Genomic DNA, 16029 nt, shown 5'->3' with positions numbered 1-16029 from the left:
GCCTGCGCTGCCCGCGGTGGGCAGTGGCACTGCTGGAGAGCTGCATGCTCGGCTTGGTCAGGACCGCGCTCAACAAGCCTTACACCTTCGTGGTGATGGCCATTTTCATCTGCATCGTCGGCCCGCTCAGCGCGCTGCGCACGCCCACCGATGTGTTTCCCGACATCGGCATTCCGGTCGTGGCCGTGGTCTGGCAGTACACCGGCCTGTCGCCCGATGCGATGGCCGGCCGCGTGATCTCGCCCTACGAGCGCGCGCTCAGCACCACCGTCAACGACATCGAGCACATCGAATCGCAGTCGCTGGCCGGCATGGGCGTGGTCAAGGTGTTCTTCCAGCCCGGCGTGGATATCCGCACGGCCAACGCGCAGATCACCGCCATCTCGCAGACCATCGTCAAGCAGATGCCGGCCGGCATGACTCCGCCGCTGATCCTCAACTACAGCGCCTCCACCGTGCCGGTGCTGCAGATGGCGTTCTCCAGCCCCACGCTGGGTGAATCGCAGATCCGCGACCTGGCGCAGAACAGCGTGCGCCCCCCGCTCACCTCCATTGCCGGCCTGGCCATTCCCGCGCCCTACGGCGGCAAGCAGCGGCAGATCACCCTGGACCTGGACCCGCAGGCGCTGGCTGCCAAGGGCCTGTCGGCGCAGGACGTGGGCAACGCGCTGGCAGCGCAGAACCAGATCACCCCGGTGGGTACGGCCAAGCTGGGCAGCAATGAGTTCACCGTGCTGCTCAACAACAGCCCCAGTGACATCCAGGCGCTGAATGATCTGCCGATCCGCACGGTGAACGGTGCAGTGGTGACCATCGGCCAGGTGGCGCACGTGCGCGACGGCTCACCGCCGCAGACCAACATCGTGCGGGTGAACGGCGGCCATTCGGTGTTGATGGCCGCCCTGAAGAACGGCGATGCATCCACGCTCACCCTGGTCAGCCGCATCCGCGACATGCTGCCGCAGATCAGCGAGACCCTGCCGCCGTCGCTGAAGATCTCGCTGCTGGGCGATGCGTCCACTTTCGTGCGCGAATCGATCGGCAGCGTGGCCCGCGAGGGCATCATTGCCGCGCTGCTGACCAGCGTGATGATCCTGGTGTTCCTGGGCAGCTGGCGCTCGACCGTGATCATCGCGGCGTCCATTCCGCTGGCGGTGCTGTCGGCCATCGCGCTGCTGTCGGCGGCGGGGCAGACACTGAACGTGATGACCCTGGGTGGCCTGGCGCTGGCGGTGGGCATCCTGGTGGACGATGCGACGGTCACCATCGAAAACGTCAACTGGCACCTGGAGCAGGGCAAGGGCGTGCGCGAGGCGATCCTGGACGGCGCCGCACAGATCGTCGGCCCGGCGTTCGTGTCGCTGCTGTGCATCTGCATCGTATTCGTGCCGATGTTCCTGCTGGACGGCATTGCCGGCTATCTGTTCCGGCCGATGGCGCTGGCGGTGATTTTCGCCATGGCCAGTTCGTTCGTGCTGTCGCGCACTCTGGTACCGACCATGGCGCTGTACCTGCTGAAGCCGCACCGGGTGGAAGGGGGCGTGGGTCACCACCCCGAAGATGCCTTCCTGAACCACCATGAGGGCGACCACCCGCAGCATCGCCGCGCACGTCTGGCCGCGATGCTGGTGCGCTGGCAGCAGCGCTTCGAGGGCGGTTTCTCATTGGTGCGCGACCGCTATCACGCGCTGCTGGGGCTGGCCCTGGCCAACCGCCGACGCTTCCTGGTCGGCTTCATGGCCTGCGTGCTGGTGTCCTTCGCGCTGCTGCCCACCCTGGGCCAGGACTTCTTCCCGGCCACCGAAGCCAGTGCATTGTCGCTGCACGTGCGGCTGCCGCTGGGCACGCGCATCGAGGAAACCGCAGCGGCCTTCGACCGCATCGAAGCGCGCATCCGGCAGGTGGTGCCGCCGCACGAGATCGACGCCATCGTCGACAACCTGGGCCTGCCGATGACCGGTATCAACATGGCCTACAGTGCCAGCGGCACCATCGGGCCGCAGGACGGTGACATCCAGGTCTCGCTGAAGCCGGGCCACGGCGATGCCGTCGCGTATGAAAAGCGCCTGCGCGAAGTACTGCCGTCGGCCTTCCCCGGCACCAGCTTCGCCTTCCTGCCGGCCGACACCAGCAGCCAGATCCTGAACTTCGGTTCGCCCGCGCCGCTGGATGTACGCATTGCCGGGCCCGATGCCGCCGGCAACCGCGCCTATGCGCAGGAACTGCAGCGCCGCCTGCGGCATGTGCCGGGGCTGGTGGACCTGCGCCTGCAGCAGCCCGATGGCTACCCGACCCTGCAGGTGGACGTGGATCGTCTGCGTGCCAACGGGTTGGGCATCACCGAACGCGATGTGACCAACAGCATGGTGGCCTCGCTGGCCGGTAGCGGGCAGGTGGCGCCCACGTTCTGGCTCAGCCCGAAGAACGGCATCTCCTACAGCGTGGTGGCCGCCACCCCGCAGTACCGCATGGACAGCCTGGCGGCGCTGCAGGCACTGCCGGTGACCGGCAGCAGTGGCACGCCGCAGGTACTGGGCGGCCTGGCGCAGATCCAGCGCGGTTCCAGCTCGGCGGTGGTCAGCCACTACAACGTGCAGCCCACGCTGGATCTGTACGCCAGCGTGCAGGGCCGCGATCTGGGTGCCGTGGCGGCCGACGTGCAGCACGTGATCGATGGCATGGCCGGCCAGCGCCCGCGCGGTACCCAGGTCGGCCTGCATGGCCAGATCGATGCGCTGCATGTGGCCTTCACTGGCCTGGGCTACGGCCTGCTGGCCGCGATCGTGCTGATCTACCTGCTGATCGTCATCAACTTCCAGTCCTGGACCGATCCGTTCGTGATCATCACCGCTTTGCCCGCTGGCCTGGCCGGGGTGGTGTGGATGCTGTTCCTGACCCACACCACGCTGTCGGTGCCGGCATTGACCGGAGCCATCCTGTGCATGGGCGTGGCCACGGCCAACTCCATCCTGGTGGTCAGCTTCTGCCGCGAGCGCCTGGCCGAGCATGGCGATGCTGCCAAGGCCGCGCTGGAAGCCGGCTTCACCCGTTTCCGCCCGGTCTGCATGACCGCGCTGGCGATGATCCTGGGCATGTTGCCGACCGCACTGTCCACCGAACAGAACGCGCCGCTGGGCCGCGCGGTGATCGGCGGCCTGCTGCTGGCGACCTGCGCCACCCTGTTGTTCGTGCCGGTGGTGTTCGCCCTGGCCCATTCCCGCAAGTCCGAAACCGCCCCCGCCGGAGAGCCCCTGCATGTCTGATGCTTCCTTGCCGCAGGCGCCGCTGCGCCGCCGTCTGATCCTGGGGGCTGCCATTGCCGTGGCGGTCGTGGCCGCTGGCCTGGCGCTGCGCGCGCAGCAGGCCCATGCGGTGGGCGAATGGACCGAGCAGCAGGCCGTGCCGGCCGTGCAGGTGGTCACCGCCGGTGCGCAGGGCGAAGCGGGCACGCTGACCTTGCCGGCGCACCTGGGGGCCTGGACCGAGGCGCCGATCCATGCGCGCGTGGGCGGCTACCTGAAATCCTGGAACGCCGATATCGGCCAGTCGGTGAAGGCCGGCCAGGTGCTGGCGGTGATCGACAGCCCGGAACTGGACCAGCAGATTGCCCAGGCGCATGCGCACCTGCTGCAGGCGCAGGCGGATGCAGCGTTGGCCAAGGTCAGTGCCGAGCGCTGGCAGGGCATGCTGGGCAGCCACTCGGTATCGCGCCAGGAAGCCGATGAGAAGCAGGCCAATGCCGTGGCCGCGCAGGCCAGCGTGGAAGCGGCGCAGGCCGACTATGCGCGGCTGCAGGAACTGGGGCGCTACCGCACGCTGCGCGCGCCCTTCGACGGCACCGTTACCGCACGCCTGACCGACGTGGGCCAGCTGATCCGCGCCGATGACAGTGGCCGCGAACTGTTCAACATTGCCGATACCCGCCGCCTGCGGCTGATGGTGCCGGTGCCGCAGAACAGTGCGGCCAGCATCCAGCCGGGACTGCAGGCCACGCTGCAGGTACCGGGTCTGGCCGGCCGCCATTTCACCGCCACGTTGCAGGGTGATTCCAGCGCGATCGACCGCAGCTCGGGCACGCTGCTGGCGCAGTTCGTAGTGGACAACGCCGACGGTGCCCTGCTGCCCGGCAGCTACGCCGAGGTGACCCTGCCACTGCAGGGCGGCGCCGACGGCGTAAGCGTACCGGCCGACGTGCTGATCTTCCGCGCCAAGGGCACCCAGGTAGCGGTGCTGGATGCGCACGACGTGGTGCATCTGCGTGACATCCATATCGCCAGCGACCTGGGCAGCACGCTGCGCATCGACCACGGCCTGAAGGCCGGCGAGCGGCTGATTCCGAACCCACCCGATGCGTTGCGCGAGGGCGATCACGTGCGCGTGGTGGCCGCGGCAAAGGAGCCTGCCCATGCGCGCGGTTGAGACCGGCGTCGCCGCATCGCTGGCGCTGCTGCTGGCCGGGTGTTCGCTGGCGCCAACCTACCAGGTGCCTGCGGTCCAGGTGCCGGTGGCGTATGAGCAGCCGACCGGCGGGTCGCCGCAGCCGACACTGGCGCAGGACTGGTGGCGGGCATTCAACGACCCCGTGCTGGACCAGCTGCAGGTGCAGTTGCGCCAGGCCAACCCGAACCTGGCGCTGGCCGTGGCGCACTACGACGCCGCGCGTGCTGCCGCAGGCGAGACCGCCTCGGCACGCGCGCCCCAGGTCGGCTTCAGTACCGGCCCGATGCGCGAGCGGCAGTCGGACGACAAGCCGCTGCGCAGTGCCACCCAGCCAGCGGTGTATGACAGCAATGCGGCCACGTTCTCGCTGTCCTTCGATCTGGATCTGTGGGGCCGGCTGCGCAACGCGGCGGCGGCCGGGCATGCGCGGGCCCAGGCCAGTGCCGATGACCTGGCCGCGGCACGGCTCAGCCTGTCCCAGCAGTTGACCGCCACCTACCTGCAGCTGCGCAACACCGAGGCGCAGCAGGCCATCCTGCGCGACAGCATCGACGACTACCAGCAGGCGCTGCGCCTGACCCAGGACCGCTTGCAGGGCGAGATCGCCTCGGAGCTGGATGTGGCACGCGCCCGCCATCAGCTGGCCAGCGCGCAGGCCGATCTGGATGCGCTGCAGGTGCACCAGGCCATGCTGCGGCACGCGCTGGCCGAGCTGGTGGGGGCGCCGGCAAGTGGCTTCAGCGTGGGGGTGATGGCACAGGCGCCGACCCTGCCGCAGGTGCCCACCGATCTGCCCAGCGCCCTGCTGCAGCAGCGCCCAGACATTGCCGCTGCCGAGCGCCGGGTGTTCGCCGCGAACGCCGGCATCGGCGTGGCACGCGCCGCATGGTTCCCGCAGTTGAGCCTGACCGGCCTGTTCGGTGGCCAGACCTCGGGCAGCAGCGCGCTGCTGGATGCCGGCAACCGCTACTGGGCGCTGGGACCGCTGGCGGCATTGCCGGTGTTCGACGGCGGCCGGCGCAAGGCCGCCAAGGCCGAAGCCTATGCCGAATTCGATGTGGCCTCGGCGCAGTACCGGGCCACGGTGCTGGCGGCAATCCGTGAGGTGGAGGACCAGCTGGTGCAGTTGCACGGCCTGGCCGACCAGCGCGGCCATGAGGAAGAAGCCGTGCAGGCCGCGCGCCGTACCGAGCAGATCGCCCGTGACCGCTACGCCGGTGGCGCGGTGAGCTATCTGGACGTGGTGACCGCGCAGACCGACGCGCGGCAGGCGCAACTGGGGCTGCAGGACATCCAGAGTCGCCAGCTGCAGGCAAGCGCCGCCCTGATGGCCGCCCTGGGCGGGGGCTGGTCGGTGGCGGCAGACGCGCGCGACTGAGGGTGTCTCAGCCTGTGAGAGGGCGGGGCGGAACAATGCCGCCATCGCAGTTCTCACGGGAGTACGGCATGAATGCTTGGATCGGTAACACCATTGGCGCCTACGCGCCGGCTTTCATTGGCTGGGTGCTGGCGCTGGCCGGTTGGCTGCGGCTGGAACAGCTGCGCATCGATCCGCAGGCACAGGCGCTGGTGCCGGTGCTGCAGTGGGGCGTGGTGAGCGCGCTGCTGGTCACGTTGGGGTGCATCGTGGCGGTCAGTGCGATGCTGGCCCGGCGCAGGGGTCCGTAGAGTCGAGCTTGCTCGACTGTTTCGGGAAAAGCAGTCGAGCAAGCTCGACTCTACGGAGCGCGACGTCGAGCACGCTCGACGCCACGGTTACGCGGCCCTCAGCGCAGCAGCGGCGCGGTATCAACCAGCTGCACGTCGTGCATCTGGTCCAGGTAGGCCTCGTAGTACCACTTGTGTGACGCACCGACGATGGCCAGCATGCGCGTGCCGGGGTACTGGCCCAGTACGTCGCGGATGTTGGCAACCATGCGCAGGTTGCGGGTTTCCCAGTAGCCCAGGTAATTGCGGCCGAAACCCTGCGGCGACGGTTCGACCAGCGTGGCGCCGAAGTCGCTGTCATAGACCAGCCTGGCGGTAGCCGGATCATTGTCGTTGCGGTAGATCGCCATCAGCCCGTCAGGCGCTGCGACATCGGCGTACAGGCGGTCGTAGGTCGCCCGCCGTGTTGCCCCGGCGGTGGTGTTCCATGCCGCGCGGATCGCCTTGGCGTAGTCCTTCTGCAGTGCCTGCGGGGTAGGGGCATCGGCGGTATGGTCGTCCACCGACCACAGTCGCTCCAGGCCCAGGCGTGCGGCCAGTTCGGCGGCGACCAGACTGACTTCGTCCTTGCGCGCCGCACGGGCGTCCAGGAATTCGACCAGTTCCGCGGTCAGGCTGTCGCCCGCGCGTCGCTCGGCGGTGGGCAGGCGCAGCCACTGCACGATGGCCGAACCGCGCTCGCCTGCGGCCAGGAACACGGCCGCCAGGTAGCGCCGCTGTGCTGGCGTCGGCGCCTTCGGCCAGGTCGCCAGCAGGCGTTCCATCTCGGCATTGGCGGTGGGCACATCCATGCCGGTGGCGGCTTGCGCCGGGGCCGTGTCAACGCAGTAGCTCTTGACGCTGTCGGCGTAGCGGGTGGGATTGCGGCGCATGAAATCGCACTGCAGGCCGGACACGTTCTCAACCGCGATGGCAGTGGGCTGCCAGGCCTGCAGGCGCCCCAGCAGCGGCTCCAGCTGCGCAGGCTTGAACGCCTCCGGCAGGCCGGACAGATGCGGGCTGCCCAGCACCAGCACTTCGTTTACCCGGCCGGCGGGCGGACCCTTCAATTGATCGGGGTGGAACGAGGGGCGATAGCGCCCGTCGTCGGCAGCGGCCAGGGCACTGGCACCGCACAGTGACAACAGGGCAAGACAACGCAGTGGTCGCAGCATGTAGTTTCCTTGCATGAGGTGGCTTCCGTGGAAGCGCACAGCCTGCCAGTGCGTGCCGGCATGCATATCTCCCGAAGGTCATGTAAACCTTCTGGCCCTGGCATGCATCGCAGGTTCAAGCGGTGTGCGCGACACTGCCGTTGTAGAGTCGAGCTTGCTCGACTGCTTTTTCCAGGACAGTCGAGCAAGCTCGACTCTACGAAGCGGGCAGTCGAGCAAGCTCGACTCTACGAAGCGGGCAGTCGAGCAAGCTCGACTCTACGAAGCGGGCAGTCGAGCAAGCTCGACTCTACCGGGCAGGTTGTCGGGCACGCTCGACGTGGGTGACGCACATAAAGGAAGCATCTGAATGGAAGCAGCCATTCCCATCGCAATGGTCGGCGCCCTGCTGGGCACCTTGGCCGGCTTCATTGGCCCGGTCCGCTGGCCCTGGCAGTTGCTGCGCTTGGCGCCGCTGCTGGTGCTGCCGGGGGCGTTGTACATCCTGCAGCACACCAGCTGGATCCTGGGCGGGGGCGGGCCGTGGGTGAACGCTGCCCTGATGGCGCTGGTGGGCGCGGTGGGCTACCTGCCGTCGGTGCTGGCCGTGGCCGTGCTGCGCTGGGCGATCTGGCGCCGGGGCTGAACCGACGCTGCAAAAATAGTCCTCAAGGCCCCGCCATGGCGGCCGATATCCAGACTGCCTCCCTTGCCGGAGGCGCTTGCTGCCGCTCCGCGCCATCGCTCGAGTGACGCCGCCCCCCAGTTGTCTGCAGGTTCCAGGCAATCGATGTTCCCGTGGGCATTCCGCCCATGGGTCGCACCGCTCACGGAAACCAAGGAACAGACCATGCTCATGCCAGGCTTCACCGCGGGCGCGCAGGCGCCGGCTGAAACACCGTCCCGTTGGTCTTTCTGGCGCGCCCTGCAGGGGCGTCTGGCCGGGCAGGGCGGCACCGCCGCGTCCGAGACCGCAGCCGAACGCGAGCGCGCCGAGATGGCCGCGCAGGTGGCGGCGCTGCACCGGGTGCAGGCGGTCATCGAATTCGCGCTGGACGGCACCATCCTGCAAGCCAACGACAACTTCCTGCAGGCGGTGGGTTACACCGAAGATGAGATCCGCGGCAAGCACCATTCCCTGTTCGTAGACCCCGAGCACGCCCGCAGCGCCGAGTACCGGGCGTTCTGGGCACGCCTGGGGCAGGGCGAATTCGACGCGGGCCAGTACCGCCGTTTCGGCAAGGGGGGGCGCGAGATCTGGATCCAGGCCTCGTACAACCCGGTGCTGGACCGCTTCGGGCGACCGGTGAAAGTGGTGAAGTTCGCCACTGACATCACCGCGCAGAAGCAGCAGGCCGCCGAGCTGGCCGGGCAGCTGGCGGCGATCGACAAATCACAGGCCGTGATCGAGTTCAGCATGGACGGGCGGATCCTGACCGCCAACGCGAACTTCCTGGCCGCCACCGGCTACACGCTGGACGAGGTGAAGGGGCAGCACCACTCGCTGTTCGTCGAACCGGAGTACCGCGCCAGCCCGGCCTACAAGCAGTTCTGGGAAAAGCTGGGGCGCGGCGAATACGACGCGGGCCAGTACCGGCGGCTGGGCAAGAACGGCCGCGAGGTCTGGATCCAGGCCAGCTACAACCCGATCCTGGACGTGAACGACCGACCGCTGAAGGTCGTGAAATACGCCACCGACATCACCGCGCAGATGCACGAAAGCCAGGCCATGCAGCAGGCCGTGGCGCAGACCCGCGAAGTTGTTGCGGCGGCCAAGCTGGGCGATCTGACCGGGCGCATTCCGCTGGACGGCAAGCGCGGCCCGGTGGCCGAGCTGTGCGAGGGCGTGAACGCGCTGGTGGAGACCATGGCCGGCATCATTGGCCAGATCAAGTTCGCCGCCGACACCATCGCCGTGGGTGCCAGCGAGATTGCGCTGGGCAACAGCGATCTGTCCCAGCGCACCGAACAGCAGGCCGCATCGCTGGAAGAAACGGCGGTGTCGATGAAGGGGCTGGCCGATACCGTGCAGCGCACCGCCGGCAATGCCCGCCAGGCCAGCACGTTGGCCGGCGGCGCGGCCGAAGTGGCTGCACGCGGTGGCAGCGTGGTGCACGAGGTGGTGTCCACGATGGCCGTCATCAACGCGTCGTCGCGGCGCATCGTCGACATCATCGGGGTGATCGACGGCATTGCCTTCCAGACCAACATCCTGGCGCTGAATGCCGCGGTGGAAGCCGCGCGCGCCGGCGAGCATGGGCGCGGTTTTGCCGTGGTGGCCACCGAAATCCGTGAGCTGTCGCAGCGCTCGGCCAGTGCGGCAAAGGAGATCAAGCGGTTGATCGACGAATCGGTGGCCAATGTCGGCGCCGGTACCGCCCAGGTGGAAAGCGCCGGGCGCACCATGGACGAGATCGTGCGCGACGTGCGCCGGGTGAGCGATCTGATGGCCGACATCAGCAGCGCCGCGCAGCAGCAGAGTGACGACATCCAGCAGATGAACCAGGCCGTGGACCTGATCGACCAGGGCACGCAGCAGAATGCTGCGCTGGTGGAAGAGGCATCGGCGGCGGCGCGCAGCATGGAAGAGCAATCCGCGCAGCTGCTGCAGACCGTGGCCGGGTTCCGGGTGGAGGCCGGGGTAGGGCACGGTCCTGCCGGGCATGCGCCGGTGCTGCGGGTGGTGTGAGCGCGCGGCGGGACCAGAAACGCCAAAGGCCAGGTCGATGACCTGGCCTTTGATGCGTTGGTGCCGGTGAAAGGACTCGAACCTTCATGGGGTTACCCCCGGCTGATTTTGAGTCAGCTGCGTATACCATTCCGCCACACCGGCAGCAGCGCGCTAGTGTAACCGAGCCCGACGGCTGTTCATAGAGGGCGCCGGAAACTGAGACGATCCCCCCGTAATTTGTCGGTAACGGCACTGTGATGGCTATACTGCACCGGCTTAACACGTGCCGGAGCAAGAGCCCATGTCAGCGTTGCAGGACCTTCGGGTGCTGGTGGTCGAGAACGACGAAATGAGCGCCTCGCTGCTGCAGATGCAGTTGGAACAGTTTGGCGCCGAAGTGGTCGGTGTGGCCGCCTCTGTGGCCGATGCCCTGCGTCTGCTGACCGCCCAACGCCCGGACGTGGTGCTGCTGGATTACCGCCTGGCCCGCAACGAAACCAGCGAACCGGTGGCGGCGGCCTTGGTCGAGGCGGGCGTACCGTTCGTGCTGGCCACCGGCATGAGTGCGGCGCAGTTGCCGGCCGCGATGGGCGCCGGCGTGCTGCTGGTAAAGCCGTACCTGTCCATCGATCTGTGCACCGCGCTGCAGCGTGCGGTGGGGCGATCCAGTCAGGCGGCCTCTTCGTACACGTAGTGGATGTCCTCGCGGTCGTCCAGGATCGCGTACTGCAGCCCCAGCTGGTCCGGATCAGGATTCAGCCAACCATCCAGATGTTCCGGCCGGATCGGCACCACGCCGCGGTCGTGGCCGGCGGCTGCCACGTCGGTTGGCGGCGCGTCGGTAATGGTGGCAAACGACAGCAGGCGGCCTTCGGGCCCTTCCCATTCCGCCCACAGGCAGGCCAGCAGCAGGTCGCGCGGCGGGTCGGGGCGGAATTCCAGGATCACGTCCTGTTCCTTCTCGTCGCTGCCCAGCTGTCGCCCGGCGATGGCATGGCGCGGTACATGCTCGTAGAACGCGCGCACCATCACCACCCCGTGGCGAAGGCCGAAGGCGCCGCGCCAGTAGCCCTCCAGGCTGTCGCGCCGCGCGTTGTAGGTACCCGGATAGAGCACGTCGTTGCGCGCCGGTTTGTCCGGAAGGCGGCATTGATAGCGCATCGGCTTGATCACCCGCTGGCCGTTCTCGCTGACCATGACCGGCGCGTAGGTGCCGGGGAAGATGCGGTTGTCGCGCGGCAGCAGCTGCACGCGGTGCAGATCGTCCAGGCGCGCCTGCGCACGCTCGATGCGGTTGCCGGCCACGCGCAGGTCGTTGCGGGCCTTCTGCGTGGGGCGGGTGGCCAGCGTGGCAGCGGCAATGTCGCGGCGCTCGCTCTGTTTCACCAGCTCGGCCTGCAGCGCCTGTTGTTCTTCGGCGTGCCATTGCTGGATCTTCGCCACGATGTCGCGGCCCTGCTCAGTGCGCGCGCCAGCAAAGCCATCGTCCATGGCCTTGGGGGTCTTGGGCCGCTTCTTGCCGGGATCGTGCGCGTACAGTTCGGCGAACTCCTCCAGCGACAGCACGGCGCCGTATTCACGGACAAGCTTGGCGTAGTCGGCGCGGATCAGGGCGGAATAGCACATGCGGGCGTGGCCGGTGGAGGTCGCAGCGGCTGCGACGGGAGTGCGGCAGGATAGCCGGACAATCCGGGAGAACGTGTATGAATGCTGCAAGCAACTGCCAGTTCCGCGACGCGGTGCCCACGGTGGAAGACTACTGCCAGCTGCGGGCCTTGGCTGGGCTGAGTGCGAAGACCCATGAGGCCGCCGAGCGTGCGCTGCCCAATACGGTGTTCGGGGTGTGCGCCTACCAGGGCAGTGAACTGGTGGCGATGGGCCGGATCATTGGTGATGGCGGCTGCCATCTGCAGGTGTGCGACATCGCGGTTCTGCCGCGGCTGCAGGGGCAGGGGCTGGGCAAGCAGGTGATGGCGCGGCTGGATGACTGGATGCGGGCCAATCTGCCGCCATCGGCATACGTGAGCCTGCTTGCCGATGGCGAGGCGCACCGCCTGTACGCGCAGTTCGGGTTCGCACCCACCGCGCCGGCATCGATCGGCATGTACCGGCGGTTTTGAGTTCCGTGCGTTGAGGCATTGATCCACGCATGGCGTGGATCTACCGGGATGTGCAGTAGATCCACGCCATGCGTGGATGCACCCGCCAGGATCGCAGACAAAAAAAACCCGGCCGAAGCCGGGTTTTTCAAAGAATTGGCGTCCCCACGGGGATTCGAACCCCGGTCGCCACCGTGAAAGGGTGATGTCCTAGGCCTCTAGACGATGGGGACGCACGAAAACTTCAAGTTGTAGAACTTCGACGGCCTAATGTCGAAGTGGTGGAGCCAAGCGGGATCGAACCGCTGACCTCCTGCATGCCATGCAGGCGCTCTCCCAGCTGAGCTATGGCCCCAATGAAACTGCGGATGATCTGCCGGGAGCAGAGTCCGTTTTGAAACTGGCGTCCCCACGGGGATTCGAACCCCGGTCGCCACCGTGAAAGGGTGATGTCCTAGGCCTCTAGACGATGGGGACGCACGAAAAACTTCAAGTTGTAGAACCTTCGACGGCCTAATGTCGAAAGTGGTGGAGCCAAGCGGGATCGAACCGCTGACCTCCTGCATGCCATGCAGGCGCTCTCCCAGCTGAGCTATGGCCCCGTGTTACCGAGCCGCCTATCTTACCAACGTATTCACCTTTGTGGAAGCTTTTTTTTCGCTTTCTTCGTTGGGTTCCGCCAGGCCGCGAGGGCAGGGGATCCGCAACGCCACAACCTGAACGCCGGTGGGCGGTGAACAAAAAAGACCCGGTTATCGGCCGGGTCCTGATTGTTCGTGATGAGTTGGCGTCCCCACGGGGATTCGAACCCCGGTCGCCACCGTGAAAGGGTGATGTCCTAGGCCTCTAGACGATGGGGACGCAGATCTCATCAATGTTCTTTGCGACCTTTCGACGGCCTAATGCCGAAAGTTTGGTGGAGCCAAGCGGGATCGAACCGCTGACCTCCTGCATGCCATGCAGGCGCTCTCCCAGCTGAGCTATGGCCCCACGTCGCTGAGGAGCGAAATAATAGCTGTGCCCCCGGGGGTTGGCAAGCGTTTGTTGCACTTTTCTTCACGTCGTTTACGACGCCCGTGTCAGCCACCCGGCAGACGCTGTGCGCGCAGGCGCAGCGCGTTGCTGATCACCGAAACCGAACTCAGGCTCATCGCCACCGCAGCCAGCATCGGCGACAGCGAAATGCCCCAGGGCACCAGCACGCCGGCAGCCACCGGAATGCCCAGGCCGTTGTAGAGGAAGGCGAAGCCCAGGTTCTGCCGCATGTTGCGCACGGCTGCACGCGACAACTGGCGCGCACGCAGGATGCCGCGCAGATCGCCCTTCACCAGCGTGACCTGTGCACTGGACATGGCCACATCGGTGCCGGTGCCCATGGCAATGCCGACGGCGGCGCTGGCCAGGGCCGGCGCGTCGTTGATGCCGTCGCCGGCCATCGCCACCGTGCGGCCCTGCGCCTGCAGCTGCTCCACCAGCGCGGCCTTGTCAGCCGGGCGCGTTTCGCCGTGTACCTCGTCCAGGCCCAGCGTGCTGGCCACGGCCTGTGCGGTCAGCAGGCCATCGCCGGTGGCCATGATGATGCGCAGGCCATCCTGGCGCAGCGCCGCGATCGCTTCGGCCGTGGTGGGCTTGATTGGGTCGGCCACCGACAGCAGGCCGGCCAGTTGCCCGTCCGCCGCCAGATACATCACGCTGGCACCGCGTCGGCGCAGGGCGTCGGCGGTGTCCTGCAGCGGCGTCACATCGATGCCGTGTTCGCCCATCAGCGCGGTGTTGCCCAGCCACAGTTGGCGCCCCTCAACGCGGCCGACCACACCCAGCCCGGTGATCGAATCAAAGTCCTGCACGGGCAGCAGTTCCATCGTGCGCAGGCGTGCTTCGGCCACGATGGCCGCGGCCAGCGGATGCTCGCTGCCCTGGTCCAGGCTGGCGGCCCAGTGCAGTACCTGGTCGGGTGCGTGGCCGTCGGCGGCATGCACCGTGTCGAACGCCGGGCGACCTTCGGTAAGCGTGCCGGTCTTGTCCACCACCAGCGTATCGACCTTCACCAGGGCCTCGATGGCCTCGGCGTCGCGGAACAGCACGCCGTGCTGCGCAGCGCGACCGGTGGCCACCATGATCGACATCGGTGTGGCCAAGCCCAGCGCACAGGGGCAGGCAATGATCAGCACCGCCACCGCACTCAGCACGCCATGGGTCCACGACGGCTCCGGTCCGAACAGACCCCAGCCGAACAGCGTCAACACGGCCACCGCCAGCACCGCCAGCACGAACCAATAGGCAACCTTGTCCGCCATGCGCTGCATCGGCGCGCGCGAGCGCTGTGCCTGCGCCACCAGCTGCACGATCTGCGCCAGCGTGCTGTCATCGCCCACACGCTCGGCCTCGATCACCAGCGCGCCCGAGCCGTTCAACGTGGCGCCAATCACACTGTCGCCCGCCTGCTTGCTGACAGGCACCGGTTCGCCGGTCAGCATCGATTCGTCCAGCGTGGAGCGACCTTCCAGCACGCGGCCATCCACCGGCACCTTCTCGCCGGGGCGAACGCGCAGGCGGTCGCCGGCCTTCACAGCGCTCAATTCCACGTCGTGTTCGCTGCCGTCGGCGTCGATGCGCCGCGCCGTTTTCGGCGCCAGGCCCAGCAGCGCCTTGATCGCGGCCGAGGTGCGGGCACGGGCACGCAGTTCCATCAACTGGCCCAGCAGGGTGAGCGAAATGATCACCGCCGCGGCTTCGAAGTACACGCCCACGTGCCCATGCTGCTGGAACGAGGGCGGGAACAGGCCCGGGGCCACGGTGGCGACCACGCTGTAGCCGTAAGCGGCGATCACGCCGGTGCCGATCAGGGTCCACATGTTCGGGCTGCGGTTGCGGATCGACTGCGCCCAGCGCTGCAGGAACGGCCAGCCGGCCCACAGCACCACCGGCGTGGCCAGCGCGCCTTCGATCAATACCCGCACGGTGGGCGACAGCGCGTGCAGCAGGGGCGTCATCGCCAGCATCGCCAGCGCCATCGTGGCCATGCTCAGCGGCAGCGACACCCAGAAGCGGCGGCGGAAGTCGGTAAGCTCCGGGTTCTCGCCGTCGTCCAGGCTGGGCATCATTGGTTCCAGCGCCATGCCGCAGATCGGGCAGGTGCCGGGGCCTTCCTGCACGATTTCCGGATCCATCGGGCAGGTGTACAGCGTGCCCGCCGGCACGGGGGGCGCCACATGCGAAGCCGGGTCCAGATAGCGCTGCGGATCGGCCAGGAACTTCTGCCGGCAGCCGCCGCTGCAGAAGTGGTAGGCCGTGCCCTGGTGCTGGGCGTGGTGTGGGGTGGTGGCGGGGTCGACGTCCATGCCGCAGACCAGGTCCTTCACCGTGTTGGCGGTCTTCTTCGAGCCGCCGCAGCAACTGGCCTTGGCCGCGGGCGCGTTGTGGTCGTGCGCGGGGCCGGTATGCGTGCTGCTCATGCGTTGTCCTCGGTCAGCGCGGCCAGGATCGGGCACTGTTCAAGCGCGCCGTGGCCGGGGCAGGCGTCCACCAGCTGTGACAGCGCGGCCTGCATGCGTTGCAGTTCGACCATGCGCTGTTCGATATCGGCCAGCCGCGCCCGTGCGGTATCGCGCACGCTGCCCATGTCCTGCGCATGGCGGTCGCTCAGGGCCAGCAGCTCGGCGATTTCTTCCAGGCTGAACCCCAGCGCCTTGGCGCGGCGGATGAAGCGCAGCCGGCGCAGGTCCTGCTGGCCGAAGATGCGATAGCCGCCGGCCGACCGCGCTGCGGTGGGCAGCAGGTGCTGCCGCTCGTAATAGCGGACGGTGTCGATCGGCACGCCTGCTTCGCGTGCCAGCTGCCCGATGTTCATGGCGCACTCCCGTGGAATCTGCGGCCATTGTGAACCCTTGAGTCTGGTCCAGAGTCAAGGGTTGTGAACGGAAGCCGCTCATCAGGGATATTTGCAACTTTCTTCATAGCCCCCGCTCCGGGGCGGTTC

12 protein-coding genes and 7 tRNA genes are annotated in these 16029 nt (G+C 67.6%); 8 read left to right on the top strand and 11 right to left on the bottom strand.

The genetic code is table 11. The features are described from left to right. Positions 1 to 44: 44 nt before the first annotated feature. The 4 genes from C1930_RS11805 (at position 45) to C1930_RS11790 (ending at position 6108) form a co-directional block, all read left to right on the top strand. Positions 45 to 3263: an efflux RND transporter permease subunit gene (locus C1930_RS11805; protein ID WP_108771826.1), complete on the top strand. Its 3219-nt coding sequence runs from the start codon at positions 45 to 47 to the stop codon at positions 3261 to 3263. Then, positions 3256 to 4419 (top strand): efflux RND transporter periplasmic adaptor subunit, encoded by a 1164-nt coding sequence (locus C1930_RS11800; protein ID WP_108756454.1) that lies wholly within the window; start codon positions 3256 to 3258, stop codon positions 4417 to 4419. Before C1930_RS11805 ends, C1930_RS11800 begins: the two co-directional genes overlap by 8 nt. Then, the gene (locus C1930_RS11795) at positions 4406 to 5818 is read left to right on the top strand and encodes an efflux transporter outer membrane subunit (protein WP_108771825.1); all 1413 of its coding nucleotides are present in this window, start codon (positions 4406 to 4408) and stop codon (positions 5816 to 5818) included. The genes C1930_RS11800 and C1930_RS11795 overlap by 14 nt, the downstream gene beginning before the upstream one ends. 68 nt (positions 5819 to 5886) lie before the next feature. Then, on the top strand, positions 5887 to 6108 hold the full coding sequence (locus C1930_RS11790) for a hypothetical protein (protein ID WP_108756452.1): 222 nt from the start codon (positions 5887 to 5889) through the stop codon (positions 6106 to 6108). 98 nt (positions 6109 to 6206) lie between these two features. On the opposite strand, the gene C1930_RS11785 is transcribed toward C1930_RS11790, so the two are convergent. Beyond that, entirely contained in the window at positions 6207 to 7301 is a 1095-nt protein-coding gene (locus C1930_RS11785; protein ID WP_108771824.1) for a DUF5694 domain-containing protein, read from the bottom strand. 349 nt (positions 7302 to 7650) lie between these two features. Between C1930_RS11785 and C1930_RS11780 the strand changes: the two genes are divergently transcribed. Both C1930_RS11780 and C1930_RS11775 read left to right on the top strand, forming a co-directional pair. After that, a complete protein-coding gene (locus C1930_RS11780) occupies positions 7651 to 7926 on the top strand; it encodes a hypothetical protein (protein WP_108771823.1) in 276 nt (91 codons plus the stop codon). A gap of 204 nt (positions 7927 to 8130) precedes the next feature. Continuing rightward, entirely contained in the window at positions 8131 to 9969 is a 1839-nt protein-coding gene (locus tag C1930_RS11775; RefSeq protein WP_108757741.1) for a methyl-accepting chemotaxis protein, read from the top strand. A gap of 58 nt (positions 9970 to 10027) precedes the next feature. Here C1930_RS11775 and C1930_RS11770 read toward each other — a convergent pair. Beyond that, positions 10028 to 10113: transfer RNA gene (locus C1930_RS11770), tRNA-Leu, on the bottom strand. 139 nt (positions 10114 to 10252) lie between these two features. Here C1930_RS11770 and C1930_RS11765 point away from each other — a divergent pair. Next, on the top strand, positions 10253 to 10645 hold the full coding sequence (locus tag C1930_RS11765; protein ID WP_108771822.1) for a response regulator: 393 nt from the start codon (positions 10253 to 10255) through the stop codon (positions 10643 to 10645). Here the strand turns inward: C1930_RS11765 and C1930_RS11760 are convergent. After that, on the bottom strand, positions 10621 to 11577 hold the full coding sequence (locus C1930_RS11760) for an SOS response-associated peptidase family protein (protein WP_108771821.1): 957 nt from the start codon (positions 11575 to 11577) through the stop codon (positions 10621 to 10623). The two genes, C1930_RS11765 and C1930_RS11760, sit on opposite strands and share 25 nt — an antisense overlap. A gap of 77 nt (positions 11578 to 11654) precedes the next feature. Between C1930_RS11760 and C1930_RS11755 the strand changes: the two genes are divergently transcribed. Continuing rightward, complete coding sequence (locus C1930_RS11755; RefSeq protein WP_108756447.1) at positions 11655 to 12071, top strand: GNAT family N-acetyltransferase; 417 nt, start codon at positions 11655 to 11657, stop codon at positions 12069 to 12071. Between the two features lie 136 nt (positions 12072 to 12207). Here the strand turns inward: C1930_RS11755 and C1930_RS11750 are convergent. The 8 genes from C1930_RS11750 to C1930_RS11715 all read right to left on the bottom strand — a co-directional run bounded on the left by C1930_RS11750 (position 12208) and on the right by C1930_RS11715 (position 15900). Continuing rightward, positions 12208 to 12283: transfer RNA gene (locus C1930_RS11750), tRNA-Glu, on the bottom strand. Positions 12284 to 12329: 46 nt separating this feature from the next. Next, a tRNA-Ala gene (locus C1930_RS11745) sits at positions 12330 to 12405 on the bottom strand. Between the two features lie 46 nt (positions 12406 to 12451). Beyond that, positions 12452 to 12527 (bottom strand) — tRNA-Glu (locus C1930_RS11740). 49 nt (positions 12528 to 12576) lie between these two features. Continuing rightward, positions 12577 to 12652 (bottom strand) — tRNA-Ala (locus tag C1930_RS11735). A gap of 183 nt (positions 12653 to 12835) precedes the next feature. Further along, a tRNA-Glu gene (locus tag C1930_RS11730) sits at positions 12836 to 12911 on the bottom strand. A 53-nt stretch (positions 12912 to 12964) separates the two neighbouring features. Further along, a tRNA-Ala gene (locus C1930_RS11725) sits at positions 12965 to 13040 on the bottom strand. A gap of 89 nt (positions 13041 to 13129) precedes the next feature. Next, positions 13130 to 15505, bottom strand: a complete 2376-nt coding sequence (locus C1930_RS11720; RefSeq protein ID WP_108771820.1) for a heavy metal translocating P-type ATPase — start codon at positions 15503 to 15505, stop codon at positions 13130 to 13132. Further along, positions 15502 to 15900 (bottom strand): heavy metal-responsive transcriptional regulator, encoded by a 399-nt coding sequence (locus C1930_RS11715; RefSeq protein WP_108756445.1) that lies wholly within the window; start codon positions 15898 to 15900, stop codon positions 15502 to 15504. The genes C1930_RS11720 and C1930_RS11715 overlap by 4 nt, the downstream gene beginning before the upstream one ends. Positions 15901 to 16029: the final 129 nt, after the last annotated feature.

It is taken from the genome of Stenotrophomonas sp. SAU14A_NAIMI4_8 (genome assembly GCF_003086695.1).
In the GTDB taxonomy this organism is placed as follows: Bacteria; Pseudomonadota; Gammaproteobacteria; order Xanthomonadales; family Xanthomonadaceae; genus Stenotrophomonas.
This window is presented reverse-complemented; position numbering and strand designations above follow the sequence as displayed.

Coding starts and splice junctions, on each gene's coding strand:
- C1930_RS11805 (WP_108771826.1), top strand. CDS start 45: ATGCTCGGCTTGGTCAGGACCGCGCTCAACAAGCCTTACACCTTCGTG.
- C1930_RS11800 (WP_108756454.1), top strand. CDS start 3,256: ATGTCTGATGCTTCCTTGCCGCAGGCGCCGCTGCGCCGCCGTCTGATC.
- C1930_RS11795 (WP_108771825.1), top strand. CDS start 4,406: ATGCGCGCGGTTGAGACCGGCGTCGCCGCATCGCTGGCGCTGCTGCTG.
- C1930_RS11790 (WP_108756452.1), top strand. CDS start 5,887: ATGAATGCTTGGATCGGTAACACCATTGGCGCCTACGCGCCGGCTTTC.
- C1930_RS11785 (WP_108771824.1), bottom strand. CDS start 7,301: ATGCTGCGACCACTGCGTTGTCTTGCCCTGTTGTCACTGTGCGGTGCC.
- C1930_RS11780 (WP_108771823.1), top strand. CDS start 7,651: ATGGAAGCAGCCATTCCCATCGCAATGGTCGGCGCCCTGCTGGGCACC.
- C1930_RS11775 (WP_108757741.1), top strand. CDS start 8,131: ATGCTCATGCCAGGCTTCACCGCGGGCGCGCAGGCGCCGGCTGAAACA.
- C1930_RS11765 (WP_108771822.1), top strand. CDS start 10,253: ATGTCAGCGTTGCAGGACCTTCGGGTGCTGGTGGTCGAGAACGACGAA.
- C1930_RS11760 (WP_108771821.1), bottom strand. CDS start 11,577: ATGTGCTATTCCGCCCTGATCCGCGCCGACTACGCCAAGCTTGTCCGT.
- C1930_RS11755 (WP_108756447.1), top strand. CDS start 11,655: ATGAATGCTGCAAGCAACTGCCAGTTCCGCGACGCGGTGCCCACGGTG.
- C1930_RS11720 (WP_108771820.1), bottom strand. CDS start 15,505: ATGAGCAGCACGCATACCGGCCCCGCGCACGACCACAACGCGCCCGCG.
- C1930_RS11715 (WP_108756445.1), bottom strand. CDS start 15,900: ATGAACATCGGGCAGCTGGCACGCGAAGCAGGCGTGCCGATCGACACC.